Raw genomic sequence first — 16,897 nt, 5'->3', positions numbered from 1 at the left:
ATTATTTCCGAAAGGTCCAATTTCCGCCGCAGTCCCCCGGTTTTCACGGGGTGGGGCTTTTCATTTTTGGTGGGCAGCTTCAACAATAGCCGCAAATGATTCGATATCCAGAGGTTTCCATGGGTTTCCGTTCCCTCGCGCAGTCGCTTCTCGTGACCGCCAGCATCGCGGCCGCAGCGACGACGCCCGTTTTCGCACAACAGCAACCCACGCCGGCCCAGGCCAAACCGCCGGCTGCCGCGCCGGCCCCTGCCCCGGCTCCCGCTACGACGCCGCAGCAGCCGAGTGCGGCCAGTCCGAATATCCAGGTGACACCCGGCCAGACCCAGCCGCAGGCGCCGGGCACGGTGAAATCCAATCACGGCGCATGGTCCGTCGTCTGCGACAAGCCGGCAGGCGCCTCGACCGAACAATGCGCGCTGATGCAGAACGTCATCGCCGAGGATCGGCCGGAGGTCGGGCTTTCCGTCGTCGTGCTGAAGACGGCCGACCGCAAGTCGAAGATTCTCCGCGTGCTGGCGCCGCTCGGCGTGCTGCTGCCGAACGGCCTCGGCCTCAATGTCGACGGCAAGGATATCGGCCGTGCCTATTTCGTCCGCTGCTTCGCCGATGGCTGTTATGCCGAGGTCGTGCTCGAGGACGAACTGCTGAAAACCTTCCGCAGCGGCGCCCAGGCAACCTTCATCGTCTTCCAGACACCCGAAGAAGGCATCGGCATCCCGGTCGACCTCAAAGGCTTCGCCGAAGGCTTCGACGCGCTGCCTTGAGGGCTATGCGAGCGTAGCGCAACTACGCTCGCCCCCTCCCCCGTCGCTGTACTTGCTCCATAGGCTTATCCCACCCTCCGTCATGCTCGGGCTTGACCCGAGCATCCACGCGGCACCCTCGGTGGCGGGGATGGATCCTCGGCTCAAGGCCGAGGATGACGGAGGATAGGGTGACGTTCCAGCCAAACTTGACGCTGGCGCGGGGAAAGCCATCCGGCGGGAGCGCCCCTGCAGGGCAATGCGACAAAACACTTATATCTCCTTCGCGCGCACTCCCATCTCCTGAGATGAACTTGCTCAACAAAGAAAATTCGACGGCAGGGCTTCACTCTTTGTCGGTTGGAGCCCTATCTAAGTGCGTAAGCGCATTTCTGAACGTATGCCCATTGGAGCCAGACCATGACCACCGATCTCCTGACGCTATTCGATGCCGACGAAGCCACGATGCGTGGTCTGGTCGCCGAGGCGCTCGCCGGCGCGGATGATGGCGAGCTGTTTATCGAGCATGCGCAGGCCGAAGCGCTGACCTTCGACAATGGCCGGCTGAAGGGCGGCAGCTTCAACACCGAGCAGGGGTTCGGCCTGCGCGCCGTTGCCGGCGAAGCGGTCGGTTTCGCGCATGCCGGCGATCTCTCGGTGGCGGCGCTGAAGCGGGCGGCGGATGCGGTCGGCGCAGTGACACGCGGCTACTCCGGCACTTACGCAGCCGCCCCCCAACGCACCAACAAGAAATTCTACGGCGACCAGAACCCGATCGGCCAGCCGAGCTTCGAGGAAAAGGTCAAGGTCCTGCAGGACATCGACGCCTATCTCAGGGGCAAGAACGACAAGGTGCGGCAGGTGACGGCCTCGGTTGCGGCGAGTTGGCAGGTGGTCGACATCCTGCGCGCCGACGGGCACCGCGTGCGCGACATCCGGCCGATGACGCGCATCAACATTTCGGTGATGGTCGGCGAAGGCGATCGGCAGGAAAGCGGCTCCTACGGCAGCGGCGGGCGCGTCGGCTTCGGCGACTTCATCGCCGAGGGCAGCTGGCAATATGGCGCCGACGAGGCGCTGCGCCAGGCGCTCGTCAACCTCGAGGCGATCGATGCGCCGGCGGGTACGATGGATGTCGTACTCGGCTCCGGCTGGCCGGGCGTGATGCTGCACGAGGCCGTCGGCCACGGGCTAGAAGGCGATTTCAACCGCAAGAAGACGTCGGCCTTTGCCGGCCTGCTCGGCCAGATGGTCGCCGCCCCCGGTGTCACCGTCGTCGACGACGGCACGATCGACAACCGCCGCGGCTCGATCACCATCGACGATGAGGGCACGCCCTCCGGCTATAATGTGCTGATCGAGAACGGCAAGCTGGTCGGCTATATGCAGGATCGCCAGAATGCTCGGCTGATGGGTATGGCGCCGACCGGTAACGGCCGCCGCCAGGGGTATGCCCATGTGCCGATGCCGCGCATGACCAACACCTATATGCTTGGCGGCGACAAGCCGCCTGAGGAAATCATCGCCTCGGTGAAGAAGGGCATCTATGCCGTTTCCTTCGGCGGCGGCCAGGTGGATATCACCTCCGGCAAGTTCGTCTTCGGCTGCACCGAGGCCTATCTGATCGAAAACGGCAAGGTCGGCGCGCCGATCAAGGGCGCGATGCTGATCGGCAACGGCCCGGATGCGATGAAGCGGGTATCGATGATCGGCAACGACATGAAGCTCGATACCGGCATCGGCAATTGCGGCAAGGGCGGCCAATGGGTTCCCGTCGGCGTCGGCCAGCCGCATCTGCGCATGGATCAGGTGACGGTCGGCGGCACTCAGACCTGAGGCGAAAGGAGCCTGTGATGGCGGAGGTCGAGATCAGGCGTTTCACGGAAGACGACGCCGATGCCGTGCTGTCGGTGATCCTGACGATCCAGCGCCAGGAGTTCGGCATCGATATATCAGCCGATGCGCAGCCGGATCTGCGGGTGATCCCGGATTTCTATCAGTCCGGCAAGGGGCAGTTCTGGGTCGCGGTCGAGGATGGCGCGATCGTCGGCACGCTCGGGCTCAAGGATATCGGCAATCATCAGGCGGCGCTGCGCAAGATGTTCGTCGCCGCCGCGGTTCGCGGTGGCGAACACAGGGTGGCGGCGCGGCTCCTCGACCGGATGTTTTCCCACGCCAGGGATGCCCGCCTCACCGAAATTTTCCTCGGCACGACTGACAAATTCGTCGCCGCCCACCGCTTCTACGAGAAGAACGGCTTTACCGAGATCGCCAAGAGCGCCCTGCCCCGCTCCTTTCCGTTGATGGCGGTGGACAGCAAGTTTTATCGACATAAGGTCGACTGACTCCAGCGGCCGGCATGCCTCAGCCCTTCAGCACCTCCGCCGGCTGAAACAGCCACTTCCGTTCAATCGCCGCGGCAAGGTCGATATCGTTGCGGCGGGCAAACAGCAGAAGGTGGCCGAGAAGGTCGGCCGTCTCGTCGGCCAGATCGCGCCGCATGTCTTCAGGCGAGCGGCCTTTCGCACGGCCGCGGCCGGTCAGCCGGTTCCATGCCTGGGTCAGCTCGCCCATTTCCTCCTGCAGTTTCAGCAGAAACCAGTCGGCGTCGCGTTCGATGCCGTTGGCGGCGACATGCGCCGAGGAAGAGATTTCGAACTGGTCGGCAAGACGACGCAACATCGGCGTTCTCCTTTTGTTTATGGAAGAGACGCTGATTCCCGATGTGTGTCCAGAGGGGATTGCCCGAGTGGGTGATTTGACGATCAGCCGTGCTCTGGCAGCAGCATGCAGTCATAGGAGCGCTGCTTCAGCGCAGCGCAGGCGGAGACCGCGGCGTCCTTGCTGGCGAAGCCGACGAAGCGGGCGCGGTAGATCTTGTTGGCGCCCTTCCCGACCGCCTCGGTATAGGGCGAGGCGGAAACGAGCGGCGCGCCGCCCTCAGACTTCGCCTGGGCGAGAAGCGCCCGGGCCGCATCGGCGCTCGGAGCGGCCGAGATCTGGATCTGCCAGTCGCCATCGCTCTTCTCTGCCGACATCTTCGGCGCCTTGCCGGCGTTCAGGATTTCGTCCATCGCGACCGGACGCTCCAGCGGCACGACGGTGTCATCGGCATAGGCCAGGCTCTTGGCTGCGAGATCGTCGGCCTGGCGTGGTGCGCTGAGCGGCACCGGAACATCGGAATCGTCGGCGGCCGACGCGACTTCGACAGGCTCGCTGGCGCCGACGCTCGCCACCAGCTTTGCACCGCCGGAAGACGAGGCACGGCCGAGATAACGATCGAGCAGACCGGCCATCTTGTCGTCGCGGCTGCGGGCGGTACGGCCGCCGAGCACGACGCCGACGACCCGGCGGTTGCCGTCCCTGACGGCGCTGACGAGATTGAAGCCGGAGGCGTTGGTATACCCGGTCTTGATGCCGTCCATGCCCTGGTAGCGATACATGAGATTATTGTGGCCGCGCACGGTCCGGCCGCGGAAATTGAAGCTCGCCGTCGAAAACAGCCGGTATTCGTTCGGATAATTCTTCATCAGCGCGATGGCGAGCGTCGACATGTCACGCGCCGTGGTGACCTGACGACCGTCCGGCAGGCCTGAGGCGTTGACGAAAACGGTGCGGCTCATACCGAGCTGGCGGGCTTTGGCGGTCATCATCCCGGCAAAACCGCTTTCCGAGCCGCCGAGCTTTTCGCCCATGGCGGAGGCTGCATCATTGGCGGATTTGATGATCATGCCATAGACCGCCTCGCGCACGGTGATCGTACCACCAGCCTTGACGCCAAGCTTGGTCGGCGGCCGGGAAGCGGCGTATTTCGACATCTTGATCGGCGTATCCCAGGCGATCTTGCCGCGCTTCAGAGCTTCGAAGGTGAGATAGAGCGTCATCATCTTCGTCAGCGAGGCCGGATGGTTCAGCGTATCGGCGTTTTCGGCGACGAGAACCTTGCCGGTGCGGGCATCGAGGACCAGCGAGGCGCTGCCGGCAAGGGCTGCAAGAGGCGCCGAAACGGCAAGCGTTACGGTCAAAACAGCCGCCAAAAGCGTTCTCATGCAGTTCCCCTTGATGCGTCGGCTCTCGAATGGATCGGCCTTTGTGCCGTAATGTGACAGAAGCCGTAAGTTTGGCGCGACTTTGAGGCAACGCCTATCATTTTTCTAGTCTTTTCATCGTCTTGGTTAACAGGAAATGAGAGGCCTGTGCAAAATCGGGATTCAGCAAGCCTTAAGTCGCGCTTGCTATTTTCCCGCAAATGTTGGGGACAGGCGCCTGATGACGGGACATTTGAAGCGACTGGCAAAACGCGCAGCGATCGGCGCCGGGCTCGAGCTCTCCTGGCTTCTCGCCGCCGCCGGGCTGATGCGCGAAGCCCGTGGGCGCGGCGTCATCTTCACGCTGCATCATGTCCGCCCGCACGTGCCGGAGGCTTTCGAGCCGAACGCGCATCTCGAAATCACCCCGCGTTTTCTCGATACCGCGCTGCGGCGGCTGCGGCGGGAGGGCTATCGCTTCGTGCCGCTCGATCAGGTGCCGGCGCTGCTGGCCGAGCCCGAGGGCGGAAAGCCTTTCGCGGCCTTCACGCTCGACGACGGCTACATCAACAATCTGGAGCATGCGCTGCCGCTGTTCGAACAGCATCGGGCGCCGTTCACGGTGTTCGTCGCCAAGGGTTTTGCCGAGGGCTCGCACAGCATCTGGTGGGAGACGCTCGCCGTCCTGTTGCGCCGGCAAAGCGAACTCCGCTTCGATTTCGGCCGCGGCAGCGAACGACTGATGCTCAACAATCCGCAGCAGCAATGGGGTGCCTTCGACCGCTTCGCCGCCTATATCCACCGCTCCGACGAGGCGCGGGCGGTCGCCGCAATCGACATGCTGGCCCGGGAAAACGGCATCGAGCCGACCGATATCACCCGCGAACTGGTGATGCAGCCCGGCCAGTTGCAATGGCTGGCGACCCATCCGCTTGCAACCCTCGGCGCCCATACGATCAGCCATCGGGCGCTGGCCCGCCTGCCGGAAGCCGAAGCGCGGATCGAGATGCAGGTTTCGGCCGATTACGTCGAGGCGCTGACCGGCATCCGCCCCGTGACGATCGCCTACCCCTACGGCACACCGGAGGCTGTGACCGCGCGCGAGGCGGCGATTGCCCGCAATCTCGGCTTTCAGGCTGCCGTCACCACCCAGCCGGGCCTGCCGGCGGCGAAGCAAACCGCCTATCTCTCACGCATTTCGCTGAACGGCTTCTACCAGAAGCGACGCTACGTCTCCGCCCTTGCCTCCGGCATTCCGCTGAAGCTGATGGGCAAATAGCGCCGCTTATGGATACATCCTGACCTTGTCCCATGCGCCTTCCGGCGAGGGCCGGCGGAATTCGACCCGGTCATGCAGGCGGAATTTCTGATCTTTCCAGAATTCGATCGAGGTCGGCCGGATGCGGAAGCCCGACCAGTGGGCGGGGCGTGGAATATCGCCGATGGCATATCGCGCGGTATATTCGGCCACGGCCTTTTCAAGTGCGAAACGGCTTTCGAGCGGGCGGGATTGTTTCGAAGCCCAGGCGCCGATGCGGCTGCCGCGCGCCCGCGTCTTGAAATAGGCATCGGCTTCGGCATCGGTGACGATCTCGACCGGGCCGCGCAGCCTTACCTGGCGGCGCAGGCTTTTCCAGTGAAAGCACATGGCGGCCTTTTTCTGGCCCAGAATTTCAAGGCCTTTATGGCTCTCGAAATTGGTGTAGAAGACGAAACCGTCTTCGTCGAATCCCTTCAGGAGAACCATGCGGACATTGGGAAGACCATCCTCATCGACCGTTGCCAGTGCCACGGCGTTCGGGTCGTTGGGTTCGGAAGCCTCCGCTTCTCCAAGCCATTCGGCAAAGAGCTTGAAGGGTTCGCCACTTTCGGTAAAGTCACCGCTTGTTAACTCGTTTGCCGACATATTGGTTCAAATGCCCCGGATTATTCAAAACTCGCCCAGCTTTCGATAACTGGACAGGATGCAGGGTGGAAGTCATAGCAAAGTCATATCGCCATACAAAGGGCCTGCGGCGACGCAGCAGCGTGTTCTTCGTCATCGGCGTTGCAATGCTTTCGCTTTCCGGCTGCCTTGCAGGCGGCATGGATTTTCTCAGTGAAGCCAAGGTCGACCGGTCGGTGGCAACCGGCACCGTGCCGCAGACGCCGCCGAGCACCGATACGCTTTCCGACGAGATGACCGTGCGCAATGCCGTAACCTCGGCCGATGTGCAAAGGCTCGAGGGCCAGCCGCTTCCCTGGGCGAATGCATCGACGGGCAGCGCCGGCGTCATCGATACGATCGTCGAGAACAACGAATCAGGCCAGATCTGCCGCCAGTTCCGCACCACGCGGCATTCCTATGTCGGTATCGCCAAATTTTACGGCAAGACCTGCCTCGTCGGTGGCGGCAACTGGCAGCTTTTGAGCTTTCAGCCGGAAAGTTAATTCGGGCAAACGAGCTGATCCGGCATCGCCGACAGGTTAACGCCTGCGGGCTTTCCGCCGCATGCTTAGCAAAAAGCTAACCATTCGACGCAAAACATCGCACATCTCCCCACAGAAATAAGAAGTGATTAGCAACTCCGACGCACGATCAGCGTTGAGAGGGGTTGTCCCTGCCTTTGCGGCGGGATGGCGCGTTCCGAGTTGATATTGAGCTTTTACTATTGAAATTTGGGGATGCCGGGCAAGGACGTGGCCTCCCGCATCGCAACACCGGCGGTTTGACATGCGCGATCCTTATAAAATTCTGGGCGTCAGGCGCGACGCGGCGGCAGACGAGATTAAGGCGGCTTGGCGCAATATGGCCAAATCTGCCCATCCCGACCATAATCAGAGCGACCCGACGGCGACGGCCCGGTTCGCCGAGATCGGTCGCGCCTATGAAACGCTGAAGGACCCGCGCAAACGCAGTCTGTTCGACAATGCCGTGCGGATGGCGGAAGCCAAGAAAAACGAACAGACGATCATGCAGCAGCGGCACGCCGCGCGCGAGGCTGCCGTGCGCGCCAAGGCGGCGCAGGCCAATGCCGAGCGGGTGATGGAAGAGCTTGCGCGCGCCGCCCAGAAGGCGGCTGCCGAAGGCCCCAGACAACAGGCAGGATCGGCTGAGCCCGCCGACGAGATGGTCGAGCGCATTTTCGGCGCCCAGGCACGCGCTGCCGGCGGCGGCCAGGCGCAGGGCCGCGCGCAACAGGCGCAATACCAGCAGGCCCAAAACCAGCAGGCCCAGAATCAGCAGGCGGGCGAGGCCAGCAGGCGCGTGGACGGCGACGCCGCGGAGGCCGACACCAAGGTCGACGAGGAGGCCGGCGAGGCTGGGCCAAATGCCGGCGCCAACCTGCCGCTGCCGCTCAGCATCCTGACCTCCCTGGTGCGCCGTTTCACCGGCGCCAAGGATACCGGCCTGGAAAAAGCACCGGATGAGGTGGCGACGGCAACGGTGACGATCGACGACGTGTTGAAGAGCGGCTGGATCACCGCGTCACTGCCGGAGGGTCGCGAGATCGGCTTCGCATTGCCGGCCGGCACGAGGGATGGCCACGAACTGCGGCTCAAGGGACAGGGCTTCAAGCTGCCGGGCATGCAACGCGGCGATGCCGTCATCAATATCCGCATTGCGCCCGATCCGCGCTTCACGGTCGACGGCTTCGACCTGCACGCCGTGCTGCCGCTCAGCATCGAAAATGCCGTTCTCGGCACCGAGGCGCGCATCGAGGGACCGAGCGGGCCGCTCAACATCACGGTCCCCGCGTGGTCGGGCTCGGACAAGACGATCAGCATCCCCGGCCAGGGATTGCCCCGCGAAGAGGGCGGCAGAGGCGATCTAGTCGTCGAATTGCGCATTATCCTGTGGGAAAAACCCGACGACAAAGTCACCGATCTGATGCGGAGCATGCGCGAAGGCCTGTTCCTGTGAAATATTTATGACTTTCGCACCCTTTGTTACGATACCTAACAGTTGATGATCCAGGCCAAGCTTGAACCGATTAGCGGCCTATGCCATAGGCAGGATCAATCAGAATTCCTAGGGAGCGAAATATGGCTCAAGCATCCGGCCTCATGGCAGGCAAACGCGGCGTCATCATGGGTGTCGCCAACAATCGTTCGATTGCGTGGGGTATTGCCAAGGCCATTCATGCGCAGGGCGGAGAAGTCGCGCTGACCTACCAGGGCGATGCGCTGAAGAAGCGCGTCGAGCCGCTCGCCGCCGAAATCGGCGCGACGCTGGTCGGCCACTGTGACGTTGCCGACGAAGCCACGATCGACGCCGTTTTCGAAAACGTCGAAAAGCTCTGGGGCAAGATCGATTTCCTCGTGCATGCGATCGGCTTCTCCGACAAGGACGAGCTGACCGGCCGTTACGTCGACACCTCGGCCGACAATTTCGCCAAGACGATGCAGATCTCCGTCTATTCCTTCACCTCGGTCGCACGCCGCGCCGAGAAGCTGATGACGGATGGCGGCGCCATGCTGACGCTGACCTATTACGGCGCCGAAAAGGTGATGCCGAATTATAACGTCATGGGCGTCGCCAAGGCCGCGCTCGAAGCGAGCGTCAAATATCTGGCCGTCGACCTCGGGCCGCAGAACATTCGCGTCAACGCCGTCTCGGCCGGGCCGATCAAGACGCTTGCCGCCTCCGGCATCGGCGATTTCCGCTACATTCTGAAGTGGAACGAATACAACGCGCCGCTGCGCCGGACCGTCACCATCGAGGAAGTCGGCGATGTCGGCCTCTATCTCCTGTCGGACCTGTCGCGCTCCGTCACCGGCGAAGTGCACCATGCCGACAGCGGCTATCATGTCATCGGCATGAAGGCGGTCGACGCGCCCGACATTTCCGTCATCAAGGACTAAAGCATTTCCGGAGCCGAGACCGTGCTTATCTACGTGATCAGACACGGCCAGACTGCCTGGAATGCCGAGCGCCGCCTGCAGGGTCAGAAGGACGTTCCGATGAATGCCACGGGCCTGGAACAGGCCCGGCAGAACGGCATCGCGCTTGCCGGGATTCTCGGCGACACCGTCGATGAATTCGATTTCGTCGCGAGCCCGCTCGGCCGCACCCGCGCGACGATGGAAATCATGCGCACCGCCATGGGCCTGCCGCCGCTTGCCTATCGCACCGATCCGAGGCTGGTCGAGATTTCCTTCGGCGACTGGGAGGGCTCGACGATCAAGGAATTGAAGGCGACGCAGCGCGAGCGGGTGGCCGAACGCAACGCCTCGAAATGGGATTTCATCCCGCCCGGCAATGACGCGGAGAGCTACGAGATCCTCTCCTGGCGCACCGGCTCATGGCTGCAATCCGTCGATCGCCCGACGGTCTGCGTCACCCACGGCGGCGTCATCCGCACGCTGTTCCAGGCGATTTCCAACCTGCCGAAGAGCAGCGCTGCCGAAGGCGCAATCCCGCAGGACCAGATCGCCAGGATCGACACCGCCGAGCGGACGATCGTCTGGCTGTAGGCATTGCATCTGAATCAAAATGCTTTCGGAAGTCCCGCCTGTTTCAGCATTTCATTGGCTGTATGGCGTGATTTTACCCCATGATCGACCGTGAAATGGCGGTTGGAAATCGGGCTTTACCAGATTTCGTGATCACCCTTTCCCGGTCGCACATATTCGCAGCCGGCTTTCAACAGTAGCTCTTTGAGTTCACGTAGATAGCCGGCCATGCGCTCAGTAGGTCGGATTGGCCGGCGTGTCATAGTGTATGTAGTAGCTGAATGAAGAGGAATTTATAGCCGCTCTCGACGTTTAGGCTTCCTACTTGACGATATCGAGATCGTTGATGACGCGCTTGCCGTCGACTTCGGTATAGAAGACGATCACCTTCACGCCGGCTTCCAGGCCATCGAAATTGAATTCCTCGGGCGCCTGATAGGTTTTGCCGTCATCGAGCGTCAGCACGAGATTGGCGGTGTCGACCTTCTTGATCGTCGCCTCGACATCGGCGCTCTCGGCAAAACCGCTCATCGGCGACAGGAAACTTGCTGTTGCCAAAAGCGTGGCGACGACGAAACGCATGGCGACAATCCTTTTCAAACGCTGCACGAGAACATGACTGGCCACACATAGCCTCCTGAATATGGCGAAAATTGCCCGTAAGAATGTCTTTTCCCGCCTAATTGATGAATAGGATTTTAAATATAATCAAGGTGCCGCGTTAACCGCGGTTTTCCCTTCCCATGATTTTTGGCATCGCCTGCGGGCAATCGTAAATTAACCCCCGCCCCCTACAGTTGCCCGGACGATGGGGGTTTCATTTTGCTATCCAGGCTGAGCGACAACAAGCAGTTGCGGCGCGTGTTGAGGAATACCCGCGTCTCGTTCCTGGTTTCATCGTTTGCCGCCCTTGTCGTCATCATGGTCGGCTTCGGCCTCGACCGCGCGAATACGGCATCTTATGAGCGCGAACTTCATATCCGCACCGAAAGCGAGGCTAACCTCATCCGCGCCCGGGTCATGGCGGAGATCCACATGGACCTCAGCATCGTCCGCGACCTGACCAATCTGATCTCCGTCAGCGCAGCAAACGGAGAGGAGATGGAGCGGCAGATCAATTGGCTGCTGATTCAGAACCCATCCTTCATTCATATCGCCGTCGCCCCCGATTTCATCGTCAGCAACGTCTATCCACCGCAATCGGGCAATCCGCGAATCGGCCGCGACGTGCGCGAAGCGCTTTTTTCACGCCAGGCGATGACGCCTGCAGCCGGCGATCAGTCGGCCCGCTTCTATGGCCCGATCAGCGCCGAGGGCCGCGACGCCTTTGCCATATTCTTCCCGGTTTTCATCAAGGAGAACGGCCAGCGGCGGATCTGGGGAGCGGTTGAACTCATCATCGACCAGCAGATGTTCTACGAGGCGACCGGGCTGATGCCGGCGCGCGACCGCGAGAACCGGGAACGTTATCCGCATCTCGACCATCTTTCGATCGCCATCCGGGATATTGGCTCGCCGGCGAGGGCCGTGACAGCCGCGCCCTTCTTCGGGTCGTCCGATATCGACGACAAGGATCCGATGCGCCAGAAGATCGGCTTTGCCGGCGGCAAGTGGGAACTCTCCGTCGTCCCGAACAGCGGCTGGGACGCGATACCGGAAAACCGAACCGAGTTGCGCCTGATCGTCGCTGCCGCCGGCTGCATCATCATCATCCCGATCTTCTTCGCCACACTCCTGCTCGGCGAGCGCAATCGCAACATCACCGAGCTGGAGACGCGCGAGGCGAAACTCAAGGAACTGTCGCAGCGGCTGAATCTGGCGCTGAAATCCTCGAATATCGGCATCTGGGAGCTGCAGGATCATACGAGCAGCCTGCTCTGGGATGCGCGCGCCGCAGCACTGCACGGCAAGCCGGCGCAGGAAGGAAGCCGGGCGCTCGACGAATGGCTGGCGGCGATCCTGCCGGAGGACCGAGACATCGCCGAAGTGCATTTCTTCAGCTGCAGCATCGCCGGTACTGCCTGCACGGCGCAGTACCGCATCCTGCTTGCCGATGGCGGCATCCGGCACCTGCGCTCGGTCGGGGCCTTCTATACGGATGCCGGCGGCGTCAGCAAGACGATCGGCATCGTCTGGGACGTGACCGCCGATGCGGTGACCACCGACATGCTGCGCAAGGCCAAGGATACAAGCGAGGTCAAGAATGCCGAGCTGGAGCTGGCGCTTGAAGAGCTTTCCAGCCGCGAGGGGCAGCTCGCCGAGCTGTCGAGCCGGCTCGACCTGGCGCTCAATTCCTATCAATGCGGCATATGGGAAGCGCGGCCCCACCGAGGCGGCTCGATCTGGAACGAGCGGATGCACGAACTCTATGGGCTTGGGCCGCGCAACGGCTTCATGACCGAGGAGACCTGGCTTTCGCGCATCCATCCCGAGGATCGGGCTCTGGCGCTCGAAAGCGCACGCCACTTCAAGCAGAACGGCGATACGCACACCCTCGTCTGCCGGGTGATCGTCGACGACGGCTCAGTGCGTTACGTGCGCTCGGTCGGCAAGGTCCACCAGACGGGGACCGGCGAGATGAAGATCATGGGCATCGCCTTCGACGCCACCGAAGACGTGCTGATGACCATCCGGCTGAAGGCGGCCAAGGACGAGGCGGTCGCCAAGAATATCGAGCTCGAGCTTGCCAAGAACAGGATCGAGCACAATTCGCTGCACGACCCGCTGACCGCACTCGCCAATCGCCGCAAGCTCGACATCGCGCTTGAAGAACTGACCAATGACGGCCGCCGGCAACGGCAGAAATTCTCGATCCTGCACATCGACCTCGACCGCTTCAAGGACATCAACGACACGCTTGGCCATGCCGCCGGCGATGCCATGCTCGTGCACGCCTCGAAGGTGCTCGCCAAAAATGTCCGCGGCAGCGACATCGTGGCGCGCATCGGCGGCGACGAATTCGTCATCCTCGCGCTTGAGGTCGGCGACAAGGAGATGGCGCAGCTTTCGACCAGGATCATCGAGGAGATGCGCCAGCCGATCGATTTCCAGGGTTTTTCCTGCCGCTGCGGCGTGTCGATCGGCGTGGCGCTCGCCAACGGCATTCATGTCGACGCACGCAAGGTGCTGATCAATGCCGATATCGCGCTCTACCGCGCCAAGAGCATGGGCCGCAACCGCTTCGAATTCTTCAACCACAATCTCCAGGCCGATATCATCAACACCAAGCGCACCGCCGACGAGATCCTCGCCGGCATCGACAATGGCGAATTCACCGCCTGGTATCAGCCGCAATTCTGCGCCCGGACGATGGAGCTGACGGGTGTGGAGGCGCTGGTGCGCTGGAACCATCCGGTCAAAGGTCTGCTCGCGCCCGACAAGTTCCTGCGCATTGCCGACGAGATCAATGTGGTGCAGATGCTCGACCGGATCGTGCTCGAAACGGCGTTGCGCGACAAGATGCGCTGGACGGCGCTGGGGATTGCCGTGCCCAAGGTCTCGGTCAATGTCTCGGCGCGGCGGCTGCATGACGGCAGCCTGCTGGAATCGCTTACAGATCTGCAGATCCGCCCCGGCGAGATCTCCTTCGAACTGGTGGAATCGATCTTCCTCGACGAGAGCGAGGATGTGGTCTCGCACAACCTCGAGCGCATCAAGGCGCTCGGCATCGATATCGAGATCGACGATTTCGGCACCGGCCATACCTCGATCGTCAGCCTGTTGAAGCTGAAGCCGAAGCGGCTGAAGATCGACCGCCAGTTGGTGCAGCCGATCGTCAATGCCTCGCAGGAGCGGGCGCTGGTCCGCTCGATCATCGAGATCGCCCGCTCGCTCGGCGTCGAGACAGTGGCCGAAGGGGTGGAGACGGCGGCGCATGCCGAACTGCTGCGCGATCTCGGCTGCGATATCCTGCAGGGCTTTGCCTTCTCCCGGCCGCTCTCCTTCGATGATTTCACCAACGAGGCGACCGGAACGGGATGGCGGCTGGCGTCGTGATCGACGTCCGCTGATCGCCCTCGTCCTCGGCTCTTTCGGCTGGCGGAGTGAAGGTGGCTTAACGATGCGCGCTCCATCCGGAACAGCATTCCCGCGACTGCCGGTTTGGCGCAAAGAAAGGCTTTTGCCTCGACGGTTTTTTGGCCTATGAGTGTCGCGCCTTTTCAAGCAATGGCGCGACCGGCTTTGGCGCGCCACCGTGGGAACACATGTCGCACAATACATTCGGTCACCTCTTCCGCGTAACCACCTGGGGCGAAAGCCATGGTCCGGCGCTCGGCTGCGTCGTCGACGGCTGCCCTCCGGGGCTGCGCTTCACGCTCGCGGATCTGCAGGTCTGGCTCGACAAGCGCAAGCCCGGGCAATCCCGCTTCGTCACGCAGCGGCGCGAGGACGATCTGGTCAAGGTACTATCCGGCGTCATGCTCGATGCCGATGGCGAGACGATGACATCAACCGGCACGCCGATTTCGATGCTGATCGAAAACACCGACCAGCGCTCCAAGGATTACGGCGAGATCGCCAGGCAATACCGCCCCGGCCATGCGGATTATACCTATGACCTCAAATACGGCATTCGCGATTATCGCGGCGGCGGCCGTTCCTCGGCGCGCGAGACCGCGGCGCGGGTTGCCGCCGGCGGCATCGCCCGTCTCGTCGTGCCTGGCGTCACCGTGCGCGGCGCGCTGGTGCAGATCGGCAAACACAAGATCGACCGCCGCAACTGGGATTGGGACCAAGTCGGGCAGAACCCGTTCTTCTCCCCCGATGCGGCCATCGTGCCGGTCTGGGAGGAATATCTCGACGGCATCCGCAAGAACGGCTCGTCGATCGGCGCGGTCGTCGAAGTGATCGCCGAAGGTGTGCCGGCCGGTCTCGGCGCGCCGATCTACGCCAAGCTCGACCAAGATATCGCTTCGCTGCTGATGTCGATCAACGCCGTCAAGGGCGTCGAGATCGGCAATGGTTTTGCCGCTGCCGAGACCAGCGGCGAAGACAATGCCGACGAAATGCGCATGGGCAATGACGGTGTGCCGATCTTTCTTTCCAACAATGCCGGCGGTATTCTCGGCGGCATCTCGACCGGACAGCCGGTGGTGGCGCGTTTCGCCGTCAAGCCGACCTCCTCGATCCTGACAGAACGCCAGTCGATCGATGCCAGCGGCAACAATGTCGATATCCGCACCAAGGGCCGGCACGACCCCTGCGTCGGCATCCGGGCCGTGCCGATCGGCGAGGCGATGGTCGCCTGCGCCGTCGCCGACCATTATCTTCGCGACCGCGGCCAGACCGGCCGCCTGAAATAGGAGTGCTCGCTCATGTCTTATGACCAGAAGCGCGTCGTCGACGCCATCAGGGCCTTCGAGGCCGGCGAGATCGTCGTCGTCATGGACGACAATGACCGCGAGAACGAAGGTGACCTGATCGTTGCCGCCGTCCATACCACGCCGGAGAAGATGGCCTTCATCGTGCGCCACACTTCAGGCATCGTCTGCGCGCCGATGCCGAAGGAGGAGGCCAGGCGCCTCAACCTCAACGCCATGGTGGCGGAAAACGATTCGGCCCATACGACGGCCTTCACCGTCTCGGTCGATTTCAAGCATGGCACGACGACCGGCATTTCCGCCGACGACCGGACGCTGACGGTGCGCAACCTTGCCAACCCGAATGTCGGCGCTGCCGATTTCGTCCGTCCAGGCCACATCTTCCCGCTGGTTTCCCGCGAGGGCGGCGTGCTGATGCGCTCCGGCCATACGGAAGCTGCCGTCGACCTCTGCAAGCTCGCCGGCCTGCCGCCGATCGGCGTCATCTCCGAACTCGTCAACGATGACGGCACCGTCACGCGCGGCCCGCAGGTGGTCGATTTCGCCGAGCAGCACGGGCTGAAGCTCGTCTCCGTCGCCGATCTCATCGCCTATCGCCAGCGCAAGGAAACGCTGATCGAACTCGGCACCAGTTTCGATGTCGACACGCCGTTCGGCAAGGCCAAGGCCCATACCTATTCCCTGCCCTGGGACCCGATGCAGCATCTCGCCGTCGTCTTCGGCGATATTCGCGACGGCGTCGATATCCCGGTGCGCCTGCATCCGGAAAATGTCGCCGAGGATCTGTTTGGCAAGAACAGCCCGGTCGATTTCTACATGCAGAAGATTTCCGAGGAAGGCCGCGGCGTCATCGTCTATCTGCGCGAAGGCTCGGTCGGCGTCGGCCACCACGACAATGGCCGCAAAGCCCGCAACCAGGGCCGCGAGGCCCATGCCGAAGCCCAGACGCGCGACAGCGAATGGCTGGAAATCGGCCTCGGGGCCCAGATCCTCAAGGACCTCGGCGTCAGCTCGATCAAGCTGCTGACCAGCCGCGAGCGCCACTATGTCGGCCTGGAAGGTTTCGGCATCAAGATCAGCACGACGGAGATCTGCTGAGGGTTTCCCCCTTCTCCCCAGCGGGGAGAGATGTCCGAAGGACAGATAAGGGGGTGAGCGACGCTAGGAGCGAATGCACTGAGCGCGAGCGAAGGGCAATAATGAGCGGCGTGCTATGAAGCCCCCTCATCCGGCTGCCGCCACCTTTGTAACTTCCCTTTACCCGCTATTGGCGTAGTACTGCCTGTTGCGGTGGCGGATGGAAGACCGTTGCACCTTTGGGACACCAAGCCCGTGGGAGAGCCTGGGTCTCCGTCCGCCGTTCCAT

At 62.4% G+C, this 16,897-nt stretch carries 15 protein-coding genes and 1 pseudogene; 11 read left to right on the top strand and 5 right to left on the bottom strand.

Features of this window, described 5'->3' with window-relative positions:
• The first annotated feature begins 95 nt into the window (after positions 1–95).
• The 3 genes from HJB84_RS22035 to HJB84_RS22025 all read left to right on the top strand — a co-directional run bounded on the left by HJB84_RS22035 (position 96) and on the right by HJB84_RS22025 (position 3,091).
• On the top strand, positions 96–767 hold the full coding sequence (locus tag HJB84_RS22035; RefSeq protein ID WP_221116891.1) for an invasion associated locus B family protein: 672 nt from the start codon (positions 96–98) through the stop codon (positions 765–767).
• Positions 768–1,166: 399 nt separating this feature from the next.
• On the top strand, positions 1,167–2,582 hold the full coding sequence (gene tldD / locus HJB84_RS22030; protein ID WP_221116890.1) for a metalloprotease TldD: 1,416 nt from the start codon (positions 1,167–1,169) through the stop codon (positions 2,580–2,582).
• A 17-nt stretch (positions 2,583–2,599) separates the two neighbouring features.
• Positions 2,600–3,091, top strand: a complete 492-nt coding sequence (locus HJB84_RS22025; RefSeq protein WP_221116889.1) for a GNAT family N-acetyltransferase — start codon at positions 2,600–2,602, stop codon at positions 3,089–3,091.
• Between the two features lie 19 nt (positions 3,092–3,110).
• Here HJB84_RS22025 and HJB84_RS22020 read toward each other — a convergent pair whose 3' ends face one another.
• Positions 3,111–3,428, bottom strand: coding sequence for a pyrophosphatase (locus HJB84_RS22020; RefSeq protein ID WP_207583206.1), 318 nt, complete (start codon positions 3,426–3,428; stop codon positions 3,111–3,113).
• Positions 3,429–3,511: 83 nt separating this feature from the next.
• Positions 3,512–4,795 carry a D-alanyl-D-alanine carboxypeptidase family protein gene (locus tag HJB84_RS22015; protein ID WP_207583205.1) on the bottom strand — a complete coding sequence of 428 codons (1,284 nt, stop codon included), beginning with the start codon at positions 4,793–4,795 and terminating at the stop codon, positions 3,512–3,514.
• 220 nt (positions 4,796–5,015) lie between these two features.
• Here HJB84_RS22015 and HJB84_RS22010 point away from each other — a divergent pair, with 220 nt between their 5' ends.
• Positions 5,016–6,053 (top strand): polysaccharide deacetylase family protein, encoded by a 1,038-nt coding sequence (locus tag HJB84_RS22010; RefSeq protein WP_221116888.1) that lies wholly within the window; start codon positions 5,016–5,018, stop codon positions 6,051–6,053.
• A gap of 6 nt (positions 6,054–6,059) precedes the next feature.
• On the opposite strand, the gene pdxH is transcribed toward HJB84_RS22010, so the two are convergent.
• Positions 6,060–6,680 carry a pyridoxamine 5'-phosphate oxidase gene (pdxH, locus tag HJB84_RS22005; protein WP_207583203.1) on the bottom strand — a complete coding sequence of 207 codons (621 nt, stop codon included), beginning with the start codon at positions 6,678–6,680 and terminating at the stop codon, positions 6,060–6,062.
• A 65-nt stretch (positions 6,681–6,745) separates the two neighbouring features.
• Between pdxH and HJB84_RS22000 the strand changes: the two genes are divergently transcribed.
• The 4 genes from HJB84_RS22000 to HJB84_RS21985 all read left to right on the top strand — a co-directional run bounded on the left by HJB84_RS22000 (position 6,746) and on the right by HJB84_RS21985 (position 10,231).
• On the top strand, positions 6,746–7,204 hold the full coding sequence (locus HJB84_RS22000) for an RT0821/Lpp0805 family surface protein (protein ID WP_207583202.1): 459 nt from the start codon (positions 6,746–6,748) through the stop codon (positions 7,202–7,204).
• 283 nt (positions 7,205–7,487) lie between these two features.
• A complete protein-coding gene (locus HJB84_RS21995) occupies positions 7,488–8,678 on the top strand; it encodes a DnaJ C-terminal domain-containing protein (RefSeq protein ID WP_207583201.1) in 1,191 nt (396 codons plus the stop codon).
• A 122-nt stretch (positions 8,679–8,800) separates the two neighbouring features.
• Positions 8,801–9,619: an enoyl-ACP reductase FabI gene (fabI, locus tag HJB84_RS21990; protein WP_207583200.1), complete on the top strand. Its 819-nt coding sequence runs from the start codon at positions 8,801–8,803 to the stop codon at positions 9,617–9,619.
• 21 nt (positions 9,620–9,640) lie between these two features.
• On the top strand, positions 9,641–10,231 hold the full coding sequence (locus HJB84_RS21985) for a histidine phosphatase family protein (RefSeq protein WP_207583199.1): 591 nt from the start codon (positions 9,641–9,643) through the stop codon (positions 10,229–10,231).
• Between the two features lie 14 nt (positions 10,232–10,245).
• Here the strand turns inward: HJB84_RS21985 and HJB84_RS33635 are convergent.
• Together HJB84_RS33635 and HJB84_RS21980 are read right to left on the bottom strand one after the other, a co-directional pair.
• A pseudogene (locus HJB84_RS33635) lies at positions 10,246–10,440 on the bottom strand (type II toxin-antitoxin system HicA family toxin).
• 91 nt (positions 10,441–10,531) lie between these two features.
• Entirely contained in the window at positions 10,532–10,792 is a 261-nt protein-coding gene (locus tag HJB84_RS21980; RefSeq protein WP_003569889.1) for a DUF1344 domain-containing protein, read from the bottom strand.
• Between the two features lie 240 nt (positions 10,793–11,032).
• Between HJB84_RS21980 and HJB84_RS21975 the strand changes: the two genes are divergently transcribed.
• The 3 genes from HJB84_RS21975 (at position 11,033) to ribB (ending at position 16,629) form a co-directional block, all read left to right on the top strand.
• Positions 11,033–14,206: an EAL domain-containing protein gene (locus HJB84_RS21975; RefSeq protein ID WP_207583198.1), complete on the top strand. Its 3,174-nt coding sequence runs from the start codon at positions 11,033–11,035 to the stop codon at positions 14,204–14,206.
• Between the two features lie 209 nt (positions 14,207–14,415).
• Positions 14,416–15,513, top strand: coding sequence for a chorismate synthase (gene aroC / locus HJB84_RS21970; RefSeq protein ID WP_207583197.1), 1,098 nt, complete (start codon positions 14,416–14,418; stop codon positions 15,511–15,513).
• A gap of 12 nt (positions 15,514–15,525) precedes the next feature.
• Entirely contained in the window at positions 15,526–16,629 is a 1,104-nt protein-coding gene (ribB, locus tag HJB84_RS21965; protein WP_221116887.1) for a 3,4-dihydroxy-2-butanone-4-phosphate synthase, read from the top strand.
• Positions 16,630–16,897 lie beyond the last annotated feature (268 nt).

Source organism: Rhizobium sp. NZLR1b (genome assembly GCF_019685155.1).
In the GTDB taxonomy this organism is placed as follows: Bacteria; Pseudomonadota; Alphaproteobacteria; order Rhizobiales; family Rhizobiaceae; genus Rhizobium.
The sequence above is the reverse complement of the archived record's forward strand: the minus strand, read 5'-3'. Positions and strand labels throughout refer to the sequence as shown.